Source organism: Nostoc sp. DSM 114161, from assembly GCF_052692665.1.
In genome coordinates this window covers 5361249-5378962 of record NZ_CP195141.1, presented here as the reverse complement: position 1 = coordinate 5378962, position 17714 = coordinate 5361249, and the positions used below count along the sequence as shown (strand labels likewise).

Annotated in this window: 15 protein-coding genes; 3 read left to right on the top strand and 12 right to left on the bottom strand. The window is 36.8% G+C overall.

Annotated elements, in window-relative coordinates; all coding sequences use genetic code 11:
• Window positions 1–135 precede the first annotated feature (135 nt).
• The 10 genes from NSTC745_RS22850 to NSTC745_RS22805 all read right to left on the bottom strand — a co-directional run bounded on the left by NSTC745_RS22850 (window position 136) and on the right by NSTC745_RS22805 (window position 11802).
• Complete coding sequence (locus tag NSTC745_RS22850) at window positions 136–1308, bottom strand: hypothetical protein (RefSeq protein ID WP_445632995.1); 1173 nt, start codon at window positions 1306–1308, stop codon at window positions 136–138.
• Between the two features lie 104 nt (window positions 1309–1412).
• Complete coding sequence (locus NSTC745_RS22845; RefSeq protein ID WP_445632994.1) at window positions 1413–2699, bottom strand: glycosyltransferase family 61 protein; 1287 nt, start codon at window positions 2697–2699, stop codon at window positions 1413–1415.
• A 185-nt stretch (window positions 2700–2884) separates the two neighbouring features.
• The gene (gene gmhB, locus NSTC745_RS22840; protein ID WP_445632993.1) at window positions 2885–3418 is read right to left on the bottom strand and encodes a D-glycero-beta-D-manno-heptose 1,7-bisphosphate 7-phosphatase; all 534 of its coding nucleotides are present in this window, start codon (window positions 3416–3418) and stop codon (window positions 2885–2887) included.
• Window positions 3419–3598: 180 nt separating this feature from the next.
• Window positions 3599–5503 carry a transketolase C-terminal domain-containing protein gene (locus tag NSTC745_RS22835; RefSeq protein ID WP_445632992.1) on the bottom strand — a complete coding sequence of 635 codons (1905 nt, stop codon included), beginning with the start codon at window positions 5501–5503 and terminating at the stop codon, window positions 3599–3601.
• 58 nt (window positions 5504–5561) lie between these two features.
• Window positions 5562–6761 carry an acyltransferase family protein gene (locus tag NSTC745_RS22830; protein ID WP_445632991.1) on the bottom strand — a complete coding sequence of 400 codons (1200 nt, stop codon included), beginning with the start codon at window positions 6759–6761 and terminating at the stop codon, window positions 5562–5564.
• A 32-nt stretch (window positions 6762–6793) separates the two neighbouring features.
• The gene (locus tag NSTC745_RS22825; RefSeq protein WP_445632990.1) at window positions 6794–7537 is read right to left on the bottom strand and encodes an HAD-IIB family hydrolase; all 744 of its coding nucleotides are present in this window, start codon (window positions 7535–7537) and stop codon (window positions 6794–6796) included.
• A 7-nt stretch (window positions 7538–7544) separates the two neighbouring features.
• Window positions 7545–8999 carry a glycoside hydrolase family 13 protein gene (locus NSTC745_RS22820; RefSeq protein WP_445638667.1) on the bottom strand — a complete coding sequence of 485 codons (1455 nt, stop codon included), beginning with the start codon at window positions 8997–8999 and terminating at the stop codon, window positions 7545–7547.
• Between the two features lie 135 nt (window positions 9000–9134).
• Entirely contained in the window at window positions 9135–10133 is a 999-nt protein-coding gene (locus tag NSTC745_RS22815; protein WP_445632989.1) for a GDP-mannose 4,6-dehydratase, read from the bottom strand.
• Between the two features lie 122 nt (window positions 10134–10255).
• Window positions 10256–11062, bottom strand: coding sequence for a hypothetical protein (locus NSTC745_RS22810; RefSeq protein WP_445632988.1), 807 nt, complete (start codon window positions 11060–11062; stop codon window positions 10256–10258).
• A 2-nt stretch (window positions 11063–11064) separates the two neighbouring features.
• Complete coding sequence (locus NSTC745_RS22805) at window positions 11065–11802, bottom strand: sucrose-phosphate phosphatase (protein ID WP_445632987.1); 738 nt, start codon at window positions 11800–11802, stop codon at window positions 11065–11067.
• Between the two features lie 986 nt (window positions 11803–12788).
• On the opposite strand from NSTC745_RS22805, the gene NSTC745_RS22800 reads away from it, so the two are divergent.
• The 3 genes from NSTC745_RS22800 (at window position 12789) to NSTC745_RS22790 (ending at window position 16105) form a co-directional block, all read left to right on the top strand.
• Window positions 12789–13433, top strand: a complete 645-nt coding sequence (locus NSTC745_RS22800; protein WP_445632986.1) for an SIS domain-containing protein — start codon at window positions 12789–12791, stop codon at window positions 13431–13433.
• 58 nt (window positions 13434–13491) lie between these two features.
• Entirely contained in the window at window positions 13492–15042 is a 1551-nt protein-coding gene (locus NSTC745_RS22795; RefSeq protein WP_445632985.1) for a PfkB family carbohydrate kinase, read from the top strand.
• Between the two features lie 64 nt (window positions 15043–15106).
• The gene (locus NSTC745_RS22790; protein ID WP_445632984.1) at window positions 15107–16105 is read left to right on the top strand and encodes an NAD-dependent epimerase/dehydratase family protein; all 999 of its coding nucleotides are present in this window, start codon (window positions 15107–15109) and stop codon (window positions 16103–16105) included.
• A gap of 163 nt (window positions 16106–16268) precedes the next feature.
• Here NSTC745_RS22790 and NSTC745_RS22785 read toward each other — a convergent pair whose 3' ends face one another.
• Complete coding sequence (locus NSTC745_RS22785; RefSeq protein ID WP_445632983.1) at window positions 16269–17129, bottom strand: hypothetical protein; 861 nt, start codon at window positions 17127–17129, stop codon at window positions 16269–16271.
• A gap of 5 nt (window positions 17130–17134) precedes the next feature.
• Complete coding sequence (locus tag NSTC745_RS22780) at window positions 17135–17554, bottom strand: NUDIX hydrolase (protein ID WP_445632982.1); 420 nt, start codon at window positions 17552–17554, stop codon at window positions 17135–17137.
• Window positions 17555–17714: the final 160 nt, after the last annotated feature.

Below are 17714 nucleotides of genomic sequence, written 5' to 3'. Positions count from 1 at the left end.
ATAAAAAAGAAAACTACAAATTAGTAACCAAAATTTACGATGATTGGATTGCTGTAAACCCCAGTAGATGCAGAAAACGATAAGGAAGAAAAAGAGAAAACGAAATTCTGTAAATACCATATATAAATATAAATATTAAAATTTTGTCGGGTTTTTAAGATGCTGAGAAAATTCTTTTGCTAGAGACAACGTGTATTCCTTAGATCCTTGGTGATTTAGATGTGCAGCATCGACTCTTCTATCAAGTTGAAATAAATTAGTATAAATATTGGGTTTATTAAAAGCAAATAAGGTAGAAATATATCCTAAATTATATGCTTGTATCATAGCAGAATTATTGTAATTAGCTTCTAAAGTTGGAGGAATAACAAATATAGGCTCAATTTTTTGTGAACCATGTTCATTTTGATGTTCAATTCGTGAAAGAATATTTTTAACAATTTTTATTCCCTGAAAATGAGAATTTTGATCTGCCAATAACATATTTTTTTGGCTGAGATTTTGTATTTTTGCCAATTCTTCTTGTAAGTCTTTCTGATATTTATTAGATTTTTCAATGTTAAAAAATCTTTTCTTCCAATTATCAAAATCTTCTCTCCAATCTATTGCATAATATCCAGATTCTTCGATAAGTTTATCCTCAGATGTTGCTGATAATGAACCTAGTGAGTCTGCTTTTGTTAAACTTAAGCTTAATATTTTTTCATTCCACCAATTAGAAACCCTAGCAATACCTAGCCATCGGTAAACAAAGCTTTGAAAATTAACATATATTTTTTTAGCTTTCGTTTTCCAGCTTTCATTAGTTTCAAGAGTTAATTGAAAACTTTCTATCGTTTTTTGAGGAGTATGCCAATAAATATCTGTAAGAGATCTAGGAAATTCAACTATGTACAAATCAAAGGGACAGTCTATGAATATCCACTTTAAATTTGCTGGCTTTCTAGTCAGAATCTTTTGTAAGTAAAAATCAACTTGCGATGCGTTTGCACCTTGAATACCAAAATTAAAAGATTTTATATTGCTACCTTCTTTTAGCATAAATTCATCAAATAATTTTGGAATAACTCCAAAATGTGTAACACTTCCCCCTAAGAAAAGAATATCATAATCATCTTTATGCTCAGTGAAATATTTCCATTTCAAACTAGTCTCATCATGGTTTTGAGGTGTATCCGAATAGGGAAAAACTGTATTTAATAATCCAGTAGATAAAATTAGAAAAAACATAAAAATTAAGCTTAGAGAAAATATAACTAATGGTTTAAATGAAACTGATATATTTTTAAAATAACTGCTTTGAATCATAAATTTGCTTTAGCGATAAACTATTTTTTAGGTTATTTTGCTTTGTTTTTATTAGTTTAACTAAGATTAATCCACTGCTGACTGCAAGTTTAAAACTAAAATTATTACACTTTGGCCATTCTATAAATTATTTTATTTAAATCTTTACAATTAATAATAATATCTTCATTTTTTGATTCGCAAAACATACAAGTATAATCAAATCCTAACCCTTGAGCCACTGTGTAATAAAAATGGCTAATTTTCTGACCAAAAAGCTCAATTAAACTTAAATTTTTGGAGAAAATAATATTTGTGACTCCACCCCCATGAGGAGCAATAATAAATTCAGCTTGAGCAAATAATCTCACTTGATCTGCAAAATCTAAATCTTCAAGCACATAAGGAACAAAACCAATTTTAGCTAAAGTATTTATTACTTCTTCTTCGTTCAGAATGCGCCGAGCATTGGCTTTTTTCCGGGAAATAAAAATCTTGGGACTCAAAAACAGGTTTGGATTTGCATAAGTATCGACATTGCTCAAAATACGTTCTCTTATCCAGTGACAAGCTTTGATGGAAATACGTCCTCCTTCTCGTCGTTTAGAACAAACAACTAATTCGTTAATTTTCGCTCTAGCTCCATTCCATTCGATATAATCTTCTGGACGATAACCCATCAATTCGAGAGAACGAGTTTCCCAAGGTGGAGGGTTTTTATCGATAATTAATTTTGGTTTTTTGCCTGTTTTTTGAGAATAATATTCAAATACTTCTAATCGAGTTAAAGCCTCATATATCCAATGAGCATATAAAGGACTCCAATAATTAACTAGCGAACAAGCTAAATCTATATGCTCTAAATTTGCTACTGGTGTAAGATATTGAGAATTAAAACCTTGTCTGAGTGTGGAAATGGCCGTATGTTCTAAAACATCTACTCTATCTAAAGCTGTTTCTAAGATAATTTTTTTATCTTCAGTAAATCCAATAGCATGAATCCCAAATAATTCTATATTTTTGACAACCGCAGCAAAAGGATTAGTGAATTCAAATTTACCTTCTTTTTCTCTAAATGCAGCCGGAATTTCTTGATAGCTGATAGCTGGTTTAATCTGAATAATTTCTTCATAGTTTAATTGATAAAGATTATTCTCAGCTTGAGATTGTTCGAGCAAACCTATCCTGGAAATTAAATTTTGATGAAGATAATTAAATAAAATTGAATAAATCAACCGAAGAATAGGTAATTGTTGATATTCTGTTTCTAATTTGGGAATGTTATTTTCCCTTCGGTCTTTCTCCATCTCGTCAGTTAGGATGATGAGATGTTCGTTAATATATTTTAATACAACAGGATATATTAATTTAAATATCAAAAATTCTTGTAAATAGCGCCAAGCTTTATTCATCTGACTATAGCCTTCTGAGTTGAAGTTGCAGCAACGAAGTAATCTTGCTATTTTTTAGTAGGAATTGATGGAAATTCTATGAAATTCAATAACGCACCTTCTGTAGAAGAATTAGTGGTGCGTTACGGCTCAGCCTAACGCACCCTACTATATTTATCTTATAGGTGTGGGTGCATAAATTATTTTTAAATGAAATACCTGAGTTGGAGTAAATTATCCAGCCGAGCTGAGACTATTAATTGTTCTTCAACAATTTCTTGACTAAGTAAATAAAATTTACCGATCGCCGCCGCTTTAGCAGCTTCCATATCAGATATTTTATCACCAATCAAGATTGAGTTTTCTAGGTCTATTGGATATTTTTCACAAGCTTGCTCAATCATTCCTGGGGATGGTTTACGACATCGGCAGTTTTGACGGTAATTAGATATGGCAGCTTCGGGATGATGTGGGCAATAAAATACATCAAGCAATGGTACACCTTGTTTTTTAAATTGTTCGCACATCCATACAGTTAGGTCTAAAAAATCGTGTTCAGAATAATAACCACGAGCAATGCCTGACTGATTAGTAATTACAATCAATTCATAACTTAAATCGTGCAATAGACGACAGACGGTAAACAGACCATCGAGAAATTCAAACTGGTCGCGTTTAAAAACATAGCCGTAATCAACATTGATAACACCGTCGCGGTCAAGGAAAGCTACTTTTATCATTTGACTAATTGTTGACTGATAACAGTCATCAGTCAACGTGCCTAACGTAATAAGTTCACAAATTAAATAGGATTGCTATACTCAATAGACCTCTTGCATAAATATTTTTTTCTCTCACGCAGAGGCGCAGAGGCGCAGAGAAGAGAACGCAAAGAAAGACTTTTGCAAGAAGTCTAATATCTAAGCAAGAAGTTTCTTGACTTGGTTCATAATCCCAATAGCATCAATACCTTGATTCGGTAATTGTTCCCATACTCCACTACATCCTTCTTGATGAGTACCCATGTATGCATATTTAGGGGAGAAACCTCTCTCTAGTAACCAGGAACCAAAACGAATTCCTAAACCTGTGCGGCGATTTAATGATTCCACGACCAAAACAAAAGGTGTGGAACCAATCTTTGCGATGATTTCTTCATCAACCATATTTAGGGTTGGCTTGTTAATTAAGCCGACATCGATGCCTTGTTGCTTGAGGTTTTCTACTACATTCAAGGCGCGATAAAGTACTTCGCCAAAACTGACGATGTAGCCGGCTGTACCTTCGCGTATCACGTCATCTTTGCCAGGAACAAAGGTATAGCTTTCTCCAAACAAAGGTTTGCCCTCAGTATCGAGGATATCGGGGACTGGGGAACGGCTGGAAAAGAGAAACCTTAAACCAGGTTGATGGAATATAGTTTCGACACAAGCTTTCATTTGTCCGCCATCGGCTGGGTAATAAAGACGGGTTTCGTAGCCATCGTCTAAGCCGTTGTCTGCAAACATGTTATTCAGACCAAAATGGCAGGTGTTGTCTGCTAATTCATCTATGCCACTGTGGGAAAATTGGCACAGAACGTTAGATTTATTCAGCCGGGCCATTGTGATTTCGGAAATGCACATTTCTAAAAAGGCGCTGTAGGTGCTGAAAATGCCCTGTTTTCCCTTTTCCATGCCAAACCCCGCCGCTGCCGCGAAGTTTCCGCGTTCCATGATGCCGCCGTGATAGAAAATTTCTGGATAGGCTTGACTAATTTTGTTGATCCCGCAAGATTCTCCTAAATCACTATCAATGCACATTACCTTTTCTTGGCGTTCGGCTGGAGTCATCCGACTGAGAATTGAAACAACGGTAGCATCGAAGATATGGCGAGTTTTGCTGCTAGAACCCGTAAAGGTGTAGCTTGCTTTGAGTGGAACAATTGCTTTGAGATAATTAGCGGCTTGAGTGTGTCCGCGAGTTTCGAGATATGCGATCGCCAAATCAGGCGATAATGCATCATGACCCAATGGCGTACCTTCTACCCCAGCAATACCAGGACACATCTGACGTTTATTCACAACTGCTACCGGGCCGTTTGTGGTAGCTGCTTGACACAGACGACTATACAAATCATCCAAATCTTCGCCTTGTCCAGCGAGTACAGTTAGTCCGTGTCCGGCTAAGGTTTGACTGACATCGTAGCCTGGTAAATAATCTGAAGGATAGCCGCTACAAGTGGAATTGTTATCGTCAATAATTAATTTGACATTGAGATTCTTGGCGACGGCTAAACGTGCGGCTTCGGCGTTATTTCCTTCTTGCTGGGAACCATCCGATCCCAAACAGAATACTACTTTTTGCGGATTGGCGATCGCAACTCCATTCACATAAGGCCACAAATGTCCTAATCTACCGGCGCTAAATTTCACCCCAGGAGTGCGTCCCCGTTCTGGATGAGCAAGCAGTTTAGAATAAGGTTCTCGATAATGCAGCAATTCTTCCACATCAAGATCGCCATGTAAAGCAGCCATTAAATATTGTGTGGCGACTCTGTGTCCTGCTTCGTCAAAGAAAATCGGCACAAATTTCTCTGCCGATCCCCGAAAGAAAGCATCTAAAATCATCACTTCGGGAACTGTATCATAAGCTCCTCCTGTATGGCCGCCTACACCTTTTGCTGCTGCTATGGCTGTAAAGAAAACAATAGTATCTCGACAAAGTTGAATATTAGCCTTCAACGTTTCTCGCTGTTCATTCGTCAAAGTTGAATTAGTCGGGTCTAATTTCAACTGTTTGTAAGCATCTAAGTCAATGGGAAAACGGAGTTTTGTTACAGTCATTGATTTTTGTAGTTTATCTTATTTTGGATTTTAGATTTAGGATTGTCGCAATCATTTTTCAAGCATTAACACTAGAACTCAAGTTATTTTCCGGGTTTGATGAAAAATAAGTCTTGAGACGAAGGATAGGTTGCTCTAAACAATACCAACTGACAAGTGAGACAGATAATGTCAACACTCCACAAAATAACACAGTAGCTAAATGTCCCACGATAAAAGAGTAACCCATATATTCATAAATCCTGTCACAAAACATCCACAATATAGGAAAATGATAAATGTAAAACCCGTAACTAATAGTACCTAATCCTTGTAGCGGCGACCAACTTAGACATTTGACCAAAAGGCTATTTTCTGATTGTGTGACGGACAAAATTAACAGCGAACCAAAGAAGATAGCTAGTATAGAAAAGCCGATTGATTCAAGCACTGGATTTAATATATCGAGTCCTCCTTGAGTGATTTCCATAATGCCCAAACTAATAGCACTCACAATCAGAAGTATTGGAGAAATCGATAATAACCGAGGAAGTATTCTATCTGAACGCATCCACAAGGCTATCAAAGAACCTATCGTTAGGGCATCCACACGACAGACAGGATTAACAAAGATACTACTAAAAAGGTTATCAGTTAAAGGATGAGTTAATAACAACCAACTGCGAAAAAAGACAGCAGACAAAATGACTGTTCCAAAAAACCAGTCTAAGAGCCTGCGAGGCAAAAAATAAATCAACGCCGGACAGATAAGATAAAATTGTTCCTCAATAGCTAAACTCCAAAGGTGGCTGATTGGGCCAATCAGAAAGTCTCCTCGAAATATCATGTACCAGTTTTGTAGATAAAACCAATACCAAATTTGGCTACTATCTATATGATTTAGAGATTCATAACTCCGAATCAGTGGATGTATTATTCCTAAAAAAATGCTCAAGAAAACATAGTAAGCAGGAAATATTCTGAGCATTCGTCTGGCATAGAAATTTTTGAAATAATTCGGTTTTTCGCGGCTATCAAGGAGGATTCCTGTAATCAGAAATCCAGAAAGAACAAAAAAAGCATCAACTCCACACCAACCTAAAAACATCAATTTTGTGTAAAATTTTTCTACAAAGTTAATGCGTTCAGCAGCAGGTTCGGAAATACAATGACGCAGAAAAACTAACAAAATAGCTATACCACGATAGCCATTTAATACGGGCATATAGCCACGTATAATACTAGATACTTGCTTTACATTAGGAGATGATTTTAACATTCCGGAAAATCCCAGAAATTATTTAACTATTTTTAATTTTTGCCGTACTTTTTGAGACCATCCCAAATACCCATCACCCCAGGATAAGGACTGTAGTAAACGTTCTCCATTGTTTGAATTTTCTCAACTAATCTGGGTTCGGAATTTCCCACAGCAATACCTTTTAATCCTGTCTCAAATAATGAGAAATCGTTGAGTGTATCTCCACAAGTAACTGTGTCATCAAAATTAAAATTCATTTCTGCCAAAAATCTTAGGAGGGTTGGGCCTTTAGAAACGCCTTTTGGCATGACATCAAAATAATAGTAGTCTAATCTCATGTCATGGGAAAGGATGGTATCAAATCCAGCATCAATTACTTTTTGAATGGTTTGAGGTTGCAAGGTTTCCGGTTCATAGTAGTACGATACACGATAGTCGGGATTAACAGACTGTAATTTTAATCCGGGTTCATTGGCTAATAAAGCTTTGACTTTTTCGTTAGCATTTCCCCAAGTTTGTGCTACCCAGTCTTGCAAAATAGAAATAGGCTTGAAGGTTTCGCCATGTACGATTGTGGTTCCGACATCAGCAATAATGTAGTCGGGTTGGGGAATGTTTGGGTCTTCATATAGTTCGCTAACTCGGTCAAGTTCTCTACCGGTTACATATACTAAAAGAATGCGATCGCGCTGTTGGTGAATATATTGATAAAATTGCGATCGCTCTTGCTCAGAACCACCTAAAAAAGTGCCATCTAGGTCAGTTGCTAATAGTAATGAGTGATTAGAGTTCATATTAAAATTAGCCTAAAATTAATCCACTGCGGGGTGCAAGTGTAAAGTTGAGAGTTGCTTGTACTGGTTCATCGCTCCAATTTGCTGCACCAGAACCATAGATGAATAAGACTTGTTGAGGTTGCGATGACAATGAAGGCTGAATACTAACTTTTGCAGTTTCATTACCAGCATTAACCGCAATTACTAAAACTTCTGTTTCTAATATCCGCGCAAAAATGTAAACTTGTCCTTGGGCATATAAAGTTTGATATTCCCCAATTCGTAATGCTGTATGAGAAAGACGCAGTTTAATTAATTGCCGATGAAACTCTAGAATATCTCGATCCCACTCTTCTTTTTTAGGAAAACCTTTGCGACAATCAGGATCGTAACCGCCAGTCAAACCAACTTCATCGCCGTAATATATATAAGGTGCGCCGGGGAAAGTTAATAATAGTAACGTTGATAAATATAAACTGGGGCGATCGCCACCGGCAACATCAATTAATCTAGCTGTATCGTGATTGTTGATGCCGTTAAGTTGAGTTAGTTGAATTTCCCAAGGATAAAGTTGTAGCAATTGATTAATTTTTTCCCCATATTCAGCAGCATCAGAAGGTGGTGGGGGAGCATAGAATTCCAAATGTCCTTTGACTTGGCGATCGCCTACAATAAAAGCAGTGGTAGCATTCAGAAAAGGCAGACTCGACACGCCATCAAATTGTGTTCCATCTAACCACTCAGTCGCCTCCATTGGAATTTCTCCAACAATATATGCTTCGGGGTTAACTGCTTTTACTCGGTCGCGAAACTCTTGCCAAAATCCAGGCGTTTTAATGTAATCTGCTGAATCTAAACGCCAACCATCTGCACCGCGTTGAATCCAATGTTCGCCTACGCGCATAATATATTCGCGTACTCCTGCATTATTGGTATTCAACTCTGGTAAAGCACGAAAACCACACCACGAAGCATAATTAGCAGGAAGAGATTCATCATAGGGTGAGATCGGCCAACCTTCAATTTTGAACCAATCAAACCAAGGTGAATTTTGACCATTTTCTAAAATATCATTGAAAAAATAAAACCCCCTGCTGGCATGATTAAAAGTGCCATCTAAGACAAGTTTAATATTACGGCGGTAAACTTCTTTGAGGAGATTTGTAAATGCTTCCTCGCCACCTAATAAGGGATCTACTTGATAGTAATTAAGGGTATGATAGCGATGATTACTTGCAGAGGTAAAAATGGGGTTGAGATAAATTGCATTAATTCCTAAATCTTGTAAATAATCTAGTTTTTCAATTATTCCCCAAAGATTTCCTCCCTTATAACCATTAAATGTAGGCGGAGCATTCCAATCTTCCAAGGGTACATTCAGTAGCCAACTTTGGTGTGCTGGAACACTCCGAGCAAAGCGGTCAGGAAATATTTGGTAGAAAACTGCATGTTTGACCCAATCAGGTGTATTAATCTGCATAGATTTCTTGATGATTGTGGTTGAAATATTTCCAGCTTTAGGATTGGGTACTGGGGACTGGAAAAACATTCATTCTAACTTTGAATAAAGCTGAAACTTTGATTTTTATATTGAAAACCTAATCCCCAGTTTCTTTTACGGTTGATGAATATATTCTAGTGGCTGTTGCTGAATTTCATCCCAATAAGTATTCACCCAATTGACAACTCCAGTAATACCTTCATTTAAATATACTTGGGGGAACCAGCCTAATTCAGTTCTGGCTTTAGTGGAATCAATTATATATGCTGCATCTTGACCTAACCGTTCTGCTACGCTCACAGTAGAGTCTGTAAAAGAGCAATTCATCACTTCACAAATGTTTTGAACTACATCTCGCACCGCGTAACCTTGGTCGGGTGAAAGATGATAAATCTCTCCAATTTTTCCTTGTTCCATTATGAGGAGTTCTCCTCTGGAAATATCGCGGATATGAATGTAAGATTTTTTGGCGTATCCGCCACCATGCAGTTGAATTGTCTTACCCAATTTCAGATAAATCACCGAGCGAGGAATGATTTTAAATAGTTGTTGGTAAGCTCCATAGACATTGGTAGAGCGAACCATAACTAATGGAAATTGGAAGTTTTTATAATAGGTGAAAAGCAGTAAATCGGCGGCTGCTTTAGAGGCTGCGTAAGGTGTAGAAGGATTTAAAGGAGCAGATTCGGTGACAATACCTTGGCAAGTTCCATATACTTCTGGAGAAGATATATGAACGTAGCGACGTAGATATTTTTGGTCTTTTAAGTGATTAATTAATTGAGCCAACGCCACTGTATTAGTTTGATACCAATGGTCAGGATTAACCCAGCTAGGGCCGACTTCACTCTGTGCGGCAAAATTGACAATGTATTCAGGTGCAAAATCATCTAGTACCTGGAGAATCTTCGCCATATCCCGGTTTAAGTCCAGTTGATGAAACTCAAATCGAGGGTTGTTATGTTGTAGATAAGGAAGGAAAAGTTTACTTTTTTCAGGAGAACGGCTAATGCCTATCGCTTCATTTTTATCATCTTCCAATAGCAAATCAATAAAATCACTACCAGAAAACGAATTACTTCCAATTACGGCTATTTTGCGAGTGGGTGTCATAAATGATTGGTAAAAAAAATGGATTATTCACTACTTATTTACTTACATCTTTTCTTCTTCAACTAACATAAAAATAAAAGCATATTGCTATCATTCGCTGTGTTAAGAAGTGCAGCCATCGTCTATAAACTATAGATAGCGGGAGAAAAGTAGCGATTAATCGTTTGTCCCTTAGTACGTATCAATTTATCAATTACTTGCTCAAAGAATTCATCTGTCACCATTATCCCTTTATAGGATTTATTTCTAAAAGACAAACATAAATTAGCAGCATAAACAGGTGATTTTAATGATTCTACATACAACTGAATAATTGATTTTTCTTCTTCTATAAGTCCATGCATGAGAATAGGACTAAAAAGCCCGATATTTGGAAAAACAGGTAATTCCATAATTTCATCAAGATTAGTTAAAAATTTTGTGCTAACAGCTAGCCTAGACAACCTGCCTGTTTGATTTTTCATGATTGATTTACAGGCATATATATAAAAATCCAAGAAACTATTATTTTGCTCAAAATAGACCAATGAGTTAGTGACTTTGCTGATACAGAATAAAGGGCCTTCTCGTAAGTTGATATTATCTGCTGTATCTAGCCAGACTTCACGGCATAGTAAATAATTTTCTGTAGTGTCAATCGTTAATTTTTCAGGATCGAAAACTACAATATCAGCATCCATCCAAATAGTTTTTTCGTATCCTTTTTCAAGAAACTTTCTAGCTATTTCTAGCCTAGCGAGGTCTGCAATGACGTTAATTTTTCCTTGGGCTTTCTCTATATACCAATCTGGAACATAGTCGAAAAAATTGTCTTCTCTTTGATAGTCAAAGCCCTTCAATTCAGCCCAATCTTTGACTGTTTGCATACACTTTTCTAGCCAAGCTGGTGTTTCACTCCCGTGATAGGATTGATAAACAATAGTTTTCATAATTATCCTCTATAAAATCCGAAGTATTCTAATCCTTCTAAAATTCCAGCTGCAAAATTACCTTTTGCCAGATAGCGTTTTCCTGGTGGAGAATTTTCATGCCAGTTTAATATTTCTAACCGAGCATTACCGACGATAATGGCGGGACAATGCATATTTTGAAACATAGACAAATCGTTGCCTGAATCTCCACAAATCACAGTTTGTTCATCGGTAAAGCCTAAACGTTGTTGCACAAAAATAGCCGCTGAAGCTTTATTCGCAAACGCAGGCAATATATCTAAAAATCCGCCATCATAAGAATCTACCATTTGCACTGCTATGCCTTGATTCTGGAGAATTGCTTTTAAATGGGGAACTGTAACAGATAACCCATCTAGGCAGGTGTAATAGGTAACTTTGAAGTCAGTCTGTTCTGTGGGAGGTTGGAGAACAAGGCAAGGAAACCGTTTTGCTACCTCTACTATTATTTCTCGATTCCAAGCTTGGGAGATTTTAGTTTGCCATTCATCATCGGGGTTACTGCTACCTGGATAGTATATTTCTGTACCAACCGCTAGCATTAATACATCGGGTTCTAAGAGTTCTTTTTGGGCAATTAATTGTTGATAAAGAGGTAGCGATCGCCCTGTAGTATAGGCAATAACTGTACCGTAATTTTGGCGTTGCTCGTGTAGCCATTGATTTAAATTATTTAAAGCTACATCGTCACCGACTAAGGTGTGATCTAAGTCGGTCACAAATAGAAATTTTGCCACTATTACTCCTGAATGAAGACGTTGCCGATTCTATTTACATCAATATTTAAATTCAGTAACAATTCTCAAATTTAGTCAGCAAACAGGGGCGAAAAATCTTTATCTAATTTAAACAACTAGTGCAGAAAGCTGCGAAATAATCAGTTTTCAATTTGTTTTTATGCTCTGATTCATCATTATACCTGTTTGCAAATATCTGTCAAAGGCAATTGCTATTACAAGTTGTTTACATTTTAGAAAAAAACTTTGTATGACATAAAGTTTCTTGGTAATTTCAATGCGATGCCTCTTTTTAACTGCCTTAACTGTCTTAACTGTCTTAACTGTCCGCTTAACTGTCTTAACTGTCCGCTTAACTGTCCGATTTTGCTATTGCATTTTGAATGCAAAAATAAGATAGTATTAAAACACTAATTTTTTAAACGCTCTTATACTCAAGCACCGTAGACTTCACAACCAAACTTCTACATTATATGGAAGTCAATCTTTACCACATCAGGAAACACCGCTAAACTCAGAATGTATCATTAGAAAAATTAATGAGTGTAATGAATATTGAAAATATGTGTGACTTATTAAGTTTTGAAAAATGGTTATGTCCAATGCTTTTTTGGAAGTGAGATAGAATTAAAGCTAATGAAATTCATCCAGAAAAATTCGGGATGTCAAAGAAGCTTTCTGTCAGGCTATCAGATTTAACTTGTCTAATTGAAAAAATAAAAATTTAACAAATAAAAATCCACAGTCAACTAAGTAGTTATTAATATAATATTTAAATAATTTGCCATTAATTGAAAATCTTAAATATTTGTGTAAATTCAAAAATGGGTACAATTTTAATTTTATTATTTGCATGTGAAAAATTAGTTTAATTTTTATTAAAAAATGAACTAAGTATAAGAAAATCTTTTTTATTTTTCTGAAAATAGAAGAGAATTGCTCAAAAATGTAATTCAAGGTAAAATCTAATGCCTTCAGTACAGCAACTATACTCCTTTTCTACTGATTACTTTAGCCAACTAGCTAATCTTGGAGAAAAATTTCAGGTAACAGATTGCCAAGGGAAATCATTTGCAAATTCTCACGGGATTAACCTAGCTGCTGATTTAGTAAATCAGCAACATCAACAGCAGCGAAAAGTTATTTTCATTGGAAATGGAGGGAGTGCAACTGTAGCTAGTCATCAAGCCATTGACTTCTGGCGCAATGGAAACATCCCGGCGATCGCTTTTAACGATAGTGCTTTAGTCACTTGCATTAGTAATGACTTTGGTTACGAACAAGTATTCAGCAAACCAATCTCTACATTTGCTCAATCTGGGGATATTTTATTTGCAATTAGTAGTTCTGGACAATCAGAAAACATCCTCGCAGGTGTTCGCCAAGCAATAGCAATGGATTGTCATGTAATTACACTTTCAGCCTTTCAACCGAATAATCCTTTGCGTCAAATGGGACATCTAAATTTTTATGTTCCAACTATGTCTTATGGTTTTGCAGAAATCATGCATTTATGTATCTGTCACTGCATAATAGATGGCTTAGTTAAAGGTGCTTTACCTAGTAGAGATGCAAATAACTATCTGAGTTTTCATGAAATTCAAGCATCTTAAACTTGTGTAATTTTGACACAAATTAGCTGAATGTAATTGCCGCAAAATTTAGGATTCCATGAAACTAGCGATCGGTACTGAAAAAAGTCTTGACTTTGAAACCTGTGCAGAAGTATTTGCTATCTACCGAGAACAGGGACGCAAAATTGTTCTCTGCAATGGTGTATTTGATTTGTTGCACCCCGGACACATTGCTCACTTGCAAGCAGCCAAAGCAATGGGAGATTTGTTAGTAGTTTCTTTAACTGCAACTCCCTATATTAACCGAGGGCCCGGAAGACCAATATTTTCTGATGAATTGCGTGTAAGTTCCATAGCTGCTTTAGCTTGTGTTGATTACGTGATTCTAACCCCGGCGGTAACAGCTTTAGAAGTAATTGAAAAAGTGCGTCCGCATATTTATTGCAAGGGAGATGAATACGCACAGACCGAAAAAGATGTAACCCACAATATTGAGAAAGAAATTGCCCAAGTTAGAGCTTATGGCGGTGACATTCGCTATACCCAAGAAATTACTTTTAGCTCAACGCGGTTAATTAATAATTACCTTGATGTTCTTCCTTCAGACTTAAAACATTACGCCAGCGATTTTAGTCAGCAGTATAGTTTTGAGCAGATTACAGATGCTGTCGATGCAATGCAGCATCTCAATGTTTTAGTTCTTGGCGATATCATTATTGATGAGTTTGTTCACTGTACTGTTCAAGGATTAACTTCCAAAGGTAGAGCGCCTTCGACTCGCTTTGTGAAAAAGGAACAGCATTTGGGAGGAGTTTTTGCGATCGCTCGCCATCTGTCCAGTTTTGCCAAGTCTGTCACTCTAGCTAGCGCCATCGGTAGCGAACCAGATGTCCATCGCTTAATTGCCAATCATGTTAATGGTTCGCTGCATCTGAATTTGCAGTGTGCAGAGAATTATTCCACCGTCACCAAGCGTCGTTATATCGAACAACAGGGAGCAACAAAGGGTTACACGCAACTATTTGCGATTAACTCGATGAATGAAGAGGGATTAATACCTCAAGAACGCCAAAAACTCTTAGATTCTTGGGAAAAATTACTCAAAAATTGCGATTTAGTAATTTTGGCAGATTACGGTCATGGACTGATTGATGCATCGGCCATTGAATTAATTCAAAACCAAGCACCATTTCTCGCTTTGAATTGTCAAACAAACAGTGCCAATTACGGTTACAACTTGATTAGTAAATATCAACGAGCCGATAGTTTTTGTATAGACGAGCAAGAAATTCGTCTCGCCTTTTCTAACCGCCACGGAAATCGAGATGAGTTATTAAAACGTTTGCAATACCATCTAGGAGCGCAACAAGGTTGGTTAACTTTGGGCGCTGCGGGTTCTTTGGCAATTCAAGCCAACGGAGAGATGGAAATTACCCCAGCGATGACACAACAAGTCAAAGATACCACAGGTGCGGGAGATGCCTTTTTTGCTCTAGCTAGTATGAGCGCCAAATTAAATTTACCCCTGCCGTTGGGATCGTTTTTAGGAAATTTAGCAGGTGCGATCGCGGCAAATATTTTAGGCAACGAAAAGCCTGTAGAGAAAGGACGCTTACTCAAATTTGCCAAAACAATTTGTACGTTTTAGGAAAACAGAATTCAGGAATCAGAATTCAGAATTCTTCCTTAAAATACTATCAAGGAGCTAATTTATGAGTTCAATTAAACAAGTTTTAGTCACCGGCGGTGCTGGTTATGTCGGGTCTGTCCTAGTTCCTAAACTTTTGCAAGCCGGATATCGAGTTAAGGTTGTAGATTTGTATCTTTATGGCAAAGATGTACTAGCTGCTGTTAAAGATAATCCTAATTTAGAAGAAATTCAAGGTGATATCCGCGATCGCCAACTCCTGGAAAAAATCATGCCGGGATGTGATGCAGTGATTCATTTAGCTTGTATTTCCAACGATCCGAGTTTTGAATTAGATCCAGATTTAGGGCGTTCGATTAATTATGATGCCTTTTTTGACTTGGTAGATGTCGCCAAAGATTCAGGAGTCAAGCGGTTTATCTACGCTTCTTCCTCCAGCGTTTACGGCATCAAAGAAACAGAAAATGTCACAGAAGATTTATCATTAATGCCTTTAACAGACTATTCTCGTTACAAGGCTTTATGCGAAGAAGTATTACTCAGCAAGCGAGAACCAGGATTTGTGACTTTAATAGTGCGTCCTGCAACAGTATGCGGTTACTCTCCTCGCCAGCGACTAGATTTAATAGTCAACATTTTTACTAACCAAGCTATCAACAACAAAAAAATTACAGTTTTTGGCGGTGACAATAAACGCCCCAGTCTTCATATTGAAGATATGGTTCAGTTTTATCTCAACTCTCTACAATGGCCGGATGAAGCGATCGATGGCAAAATTTTCAATGTTGGATATGAAAATTATACAGTGAGCGAAATTGCAGAGATGACTCGTGAGGTGGTGGGAGACTCTGTAGAAATTGTGACTACACCCACAAATGATACGCGTTCATACCATATTTCCTCGGAGAAAATTAAGCAAGAATTGGGATTTGTACCTTCACATACAGTCCAAGATGCGATCGAGGATTTAACGTCAGCATTTAAAGCTAATCAAATTCCCAATTCTCTCACAGATTCTCGTTACTATAACGTGAAAGTGATGAAAGAGATTAACTTCAAATAAAGTCAAACCCCGCCATGATTCTGGGCGGGGTTTAAATTACAGCAGATTTCAATTTTTAGGTTGGTTTGCAATACGGTTCGCTAAGGTTTTTGATGAAAATTATAGATTCAAAAACGCGACAAATCGCCGATTGATTTTTGTAGAGACGGCGATTTATCGCGTCTTATTCAGCAAACATCGCAACCAAACGATTTGCTGGTTCAGGCATTGCAACATACAAACTTGTTGGGAAAGACCAAGTATTACTTGGCTTATTGGGATCGAGATAAAAGTTGCATAAACCTTGAATAAAGTTTTTCATCTTGCAGAGATCGTAGCCCCATACTTTTAATGATGGTAAAACTTCGGTTTCCACAATTTTTAATAAATCATCTCGCCTGCTTGTCACCCTCATGGCATTAAAAATAGTCCATGCCATTTCTAATGCTTCAAGGGTGCCATCATTACCTCCTTGATAAAACCATTCAATATCAAAATCGATCATCCGCACGTTTCCTTCGGCGTCAATCATTTCATTACCACCCCAGCGATCGGCATAAATGATTCCGCGTCTGTGAGCTAAATTCATTTCCTGAACAATCTTCGGCAAAAATTTTACTTCTCCAGCTTCTAAAAATTCATATAGAGTTTTGCCTGTGACATATTCAATTAGCATCCAATCTTCAGCTGCATGGATTAATTTCGGCACTGGTAAGCCAGCAGCTAAGGCGCGATTTAGAAAATCAACTTCATCAGCAATATTTCTGAGTTTAAATGAGCCGCCATTTTGAATAAAACCAGTAGCTTCATACATATACTGCATATAAGCATCACCAGCTTCAGTAGTAACATCTCGCCTAGCACGAAAAACGTAGCGATCGCCTGCTATTGTAATGAATAATATATGGTTAAATAATCCTTCAGATTCGGGTTTTTCTATTTTTGCTGTTTTACCTCCAGGTAAATAATCCAAAGCACGCTCTAATGCCTGAGCGATATCTGTTGGCAGTGTATTTTTTAAATTTTCTTGAACTGAGCTTGTCATCACCTTTAACCCATACTTAACTCTAAATTCATTGCTAAGAAATCAAAAAACTCAACTAAAATTTCATCGTAGTGAGACGCAAATTCCAGTTGCTTGATTTCTTCTCGACTAAAGTATGCTAATTTTTGACCTTCATGCAGTGTTATTTTGGAAATATCTAAATCCAACTGAGTCCAAAAAATGTGTTCGTCACACTCTTGCCAAAAATAAGACTTAAAGAATTTAATCTCACCTAACTCTAATTCCATTTCCTCAACTAATTCTCTACGAATAGCTGCTTCTTTTGATTCATTTTCCTCTATATATCCTCCCAGTAGTGCCCAAGTGTTGGGAAAAGGAATAGAGCTTTTATTATCTCGAAGTACAAGTAAAACTTGCTGCTGGCTGTTGAGAATAATTATGTCAGCCCCTGGCGCTTCTTTCATCTCAGCTAAAATTTCATAAACCTCAATCAGTATACGATCAACAAATAAATTTATAAAAACTATCGTTATTTTTTCAGCTTTGAATCAAGTGAAAATTATCAATTCAAGCTTGTTATAATTTTTCTATTTTCTGATAGTGCTCCCCACTTACAAAAATAGG

Excerpts from the sequence above, each read along its gene's own strand:
- NSTC745_RS22810 (WP_445632988.1), bottom strand. The coding sequence starts at position 11,062 with ATGAAAACTATTGTTTATCAATCCTATCACGGGAGTGAAACACCAGCT.
- NSTC745_RS22795 (WP_445632985.1), top strand. The coding sequence starts at position 13,492 with ATGAAACTAGCGATCGGTACTGAAAAAAGTCTTGACTTTGAAACCTGT.
- NSTC745_RS22835 (WP_445632992.1), bottom strand. The coding sequence starts at position 5,503 with ATGACTGTAACAAAACTCCGTTTTCCCATTGACTTAGATGCTTACAAA.
- NSTC745_RS22815 (WP_445632989.1), bottom strand. The coding sequence starts at position 10,133 with ATGACACCCACTCGCAAAATAGCCGTAATTGGAAGTAATTCGTTTTCT.
- NSTC745_RS22850 (WP_445632995.1), bottom strand. The coding sequence starts at position 1,308 with ATGATTCAAAGCAGTTATTTTAAAAATATATCAGTTTCATTTAAACCA.
- NSTC745_RS22790 (WP_445632984.1), top strand. The coding sequence starts at position 15,107 with ATGAGTTCAATTAAACAAGTTTTAGTCACCGGCGGTGCTGGTTATGTC.
- NSTC745_RS22825 (WP_445632990.1), bottom strand. The coding sequence starts at position 7,537 with ATGAACTCTAATCACTCATTACTATTAGCAACTGACCTAGATGGCACT.
- NSTC745_RS22845 (WP_445632994.1), bottom strand. The coding sequence starts at position 2,699 with ATGAATAAAGCTTGGCGCTATTTACAAGAATTTTTGATATTTAAATTA.
- NSTC745_RS22785 (WP_445632983.1), bottom strand. The coding sequence starts at position 17,129 with ATGACAAGCTCAGTTCAAGAAAATTTAAAAAATACACTGCCAACAGAT.
- NSTC745_RS22820 (WP_445638667.1), bottom strand. The coding sequence starts at position 8,999 with ATGCAGATTAATACACCTGATTGGGTCAAACATGCAGTTTTCTACCAA.
- NSTC745_RS22830 (WP_445632991.1), bottom strand. The coding sequence starts at position 6,761 with ATGTTAAAATCATCTCCTAATGTAAAGCAAGTATCTAGTATTATACGT.
- NSTC745_RS22780 (WP_445632982.1), bottom strand. The coding sequence starts at position 17,554 with ATGAAAGAAGCGCCAGGGGCTGACATAATTATTCTCAACAGCCAGCAG.
- gmhB (WP_445632993.1), bottom strand. The coding sequence starts at position 3,418 with ATGATAAAAGTAGCTTTCCTTGACCGCGACGGTGTTATCAATGTTGAT.
- NSTC745_RS22800 (WP_445632986.1), top strand. The coding sequence starts at position 12,789 with ATGCCTTCAGTACAGCAACTATACTCCTTTTCTACTGATTACTTTAGC.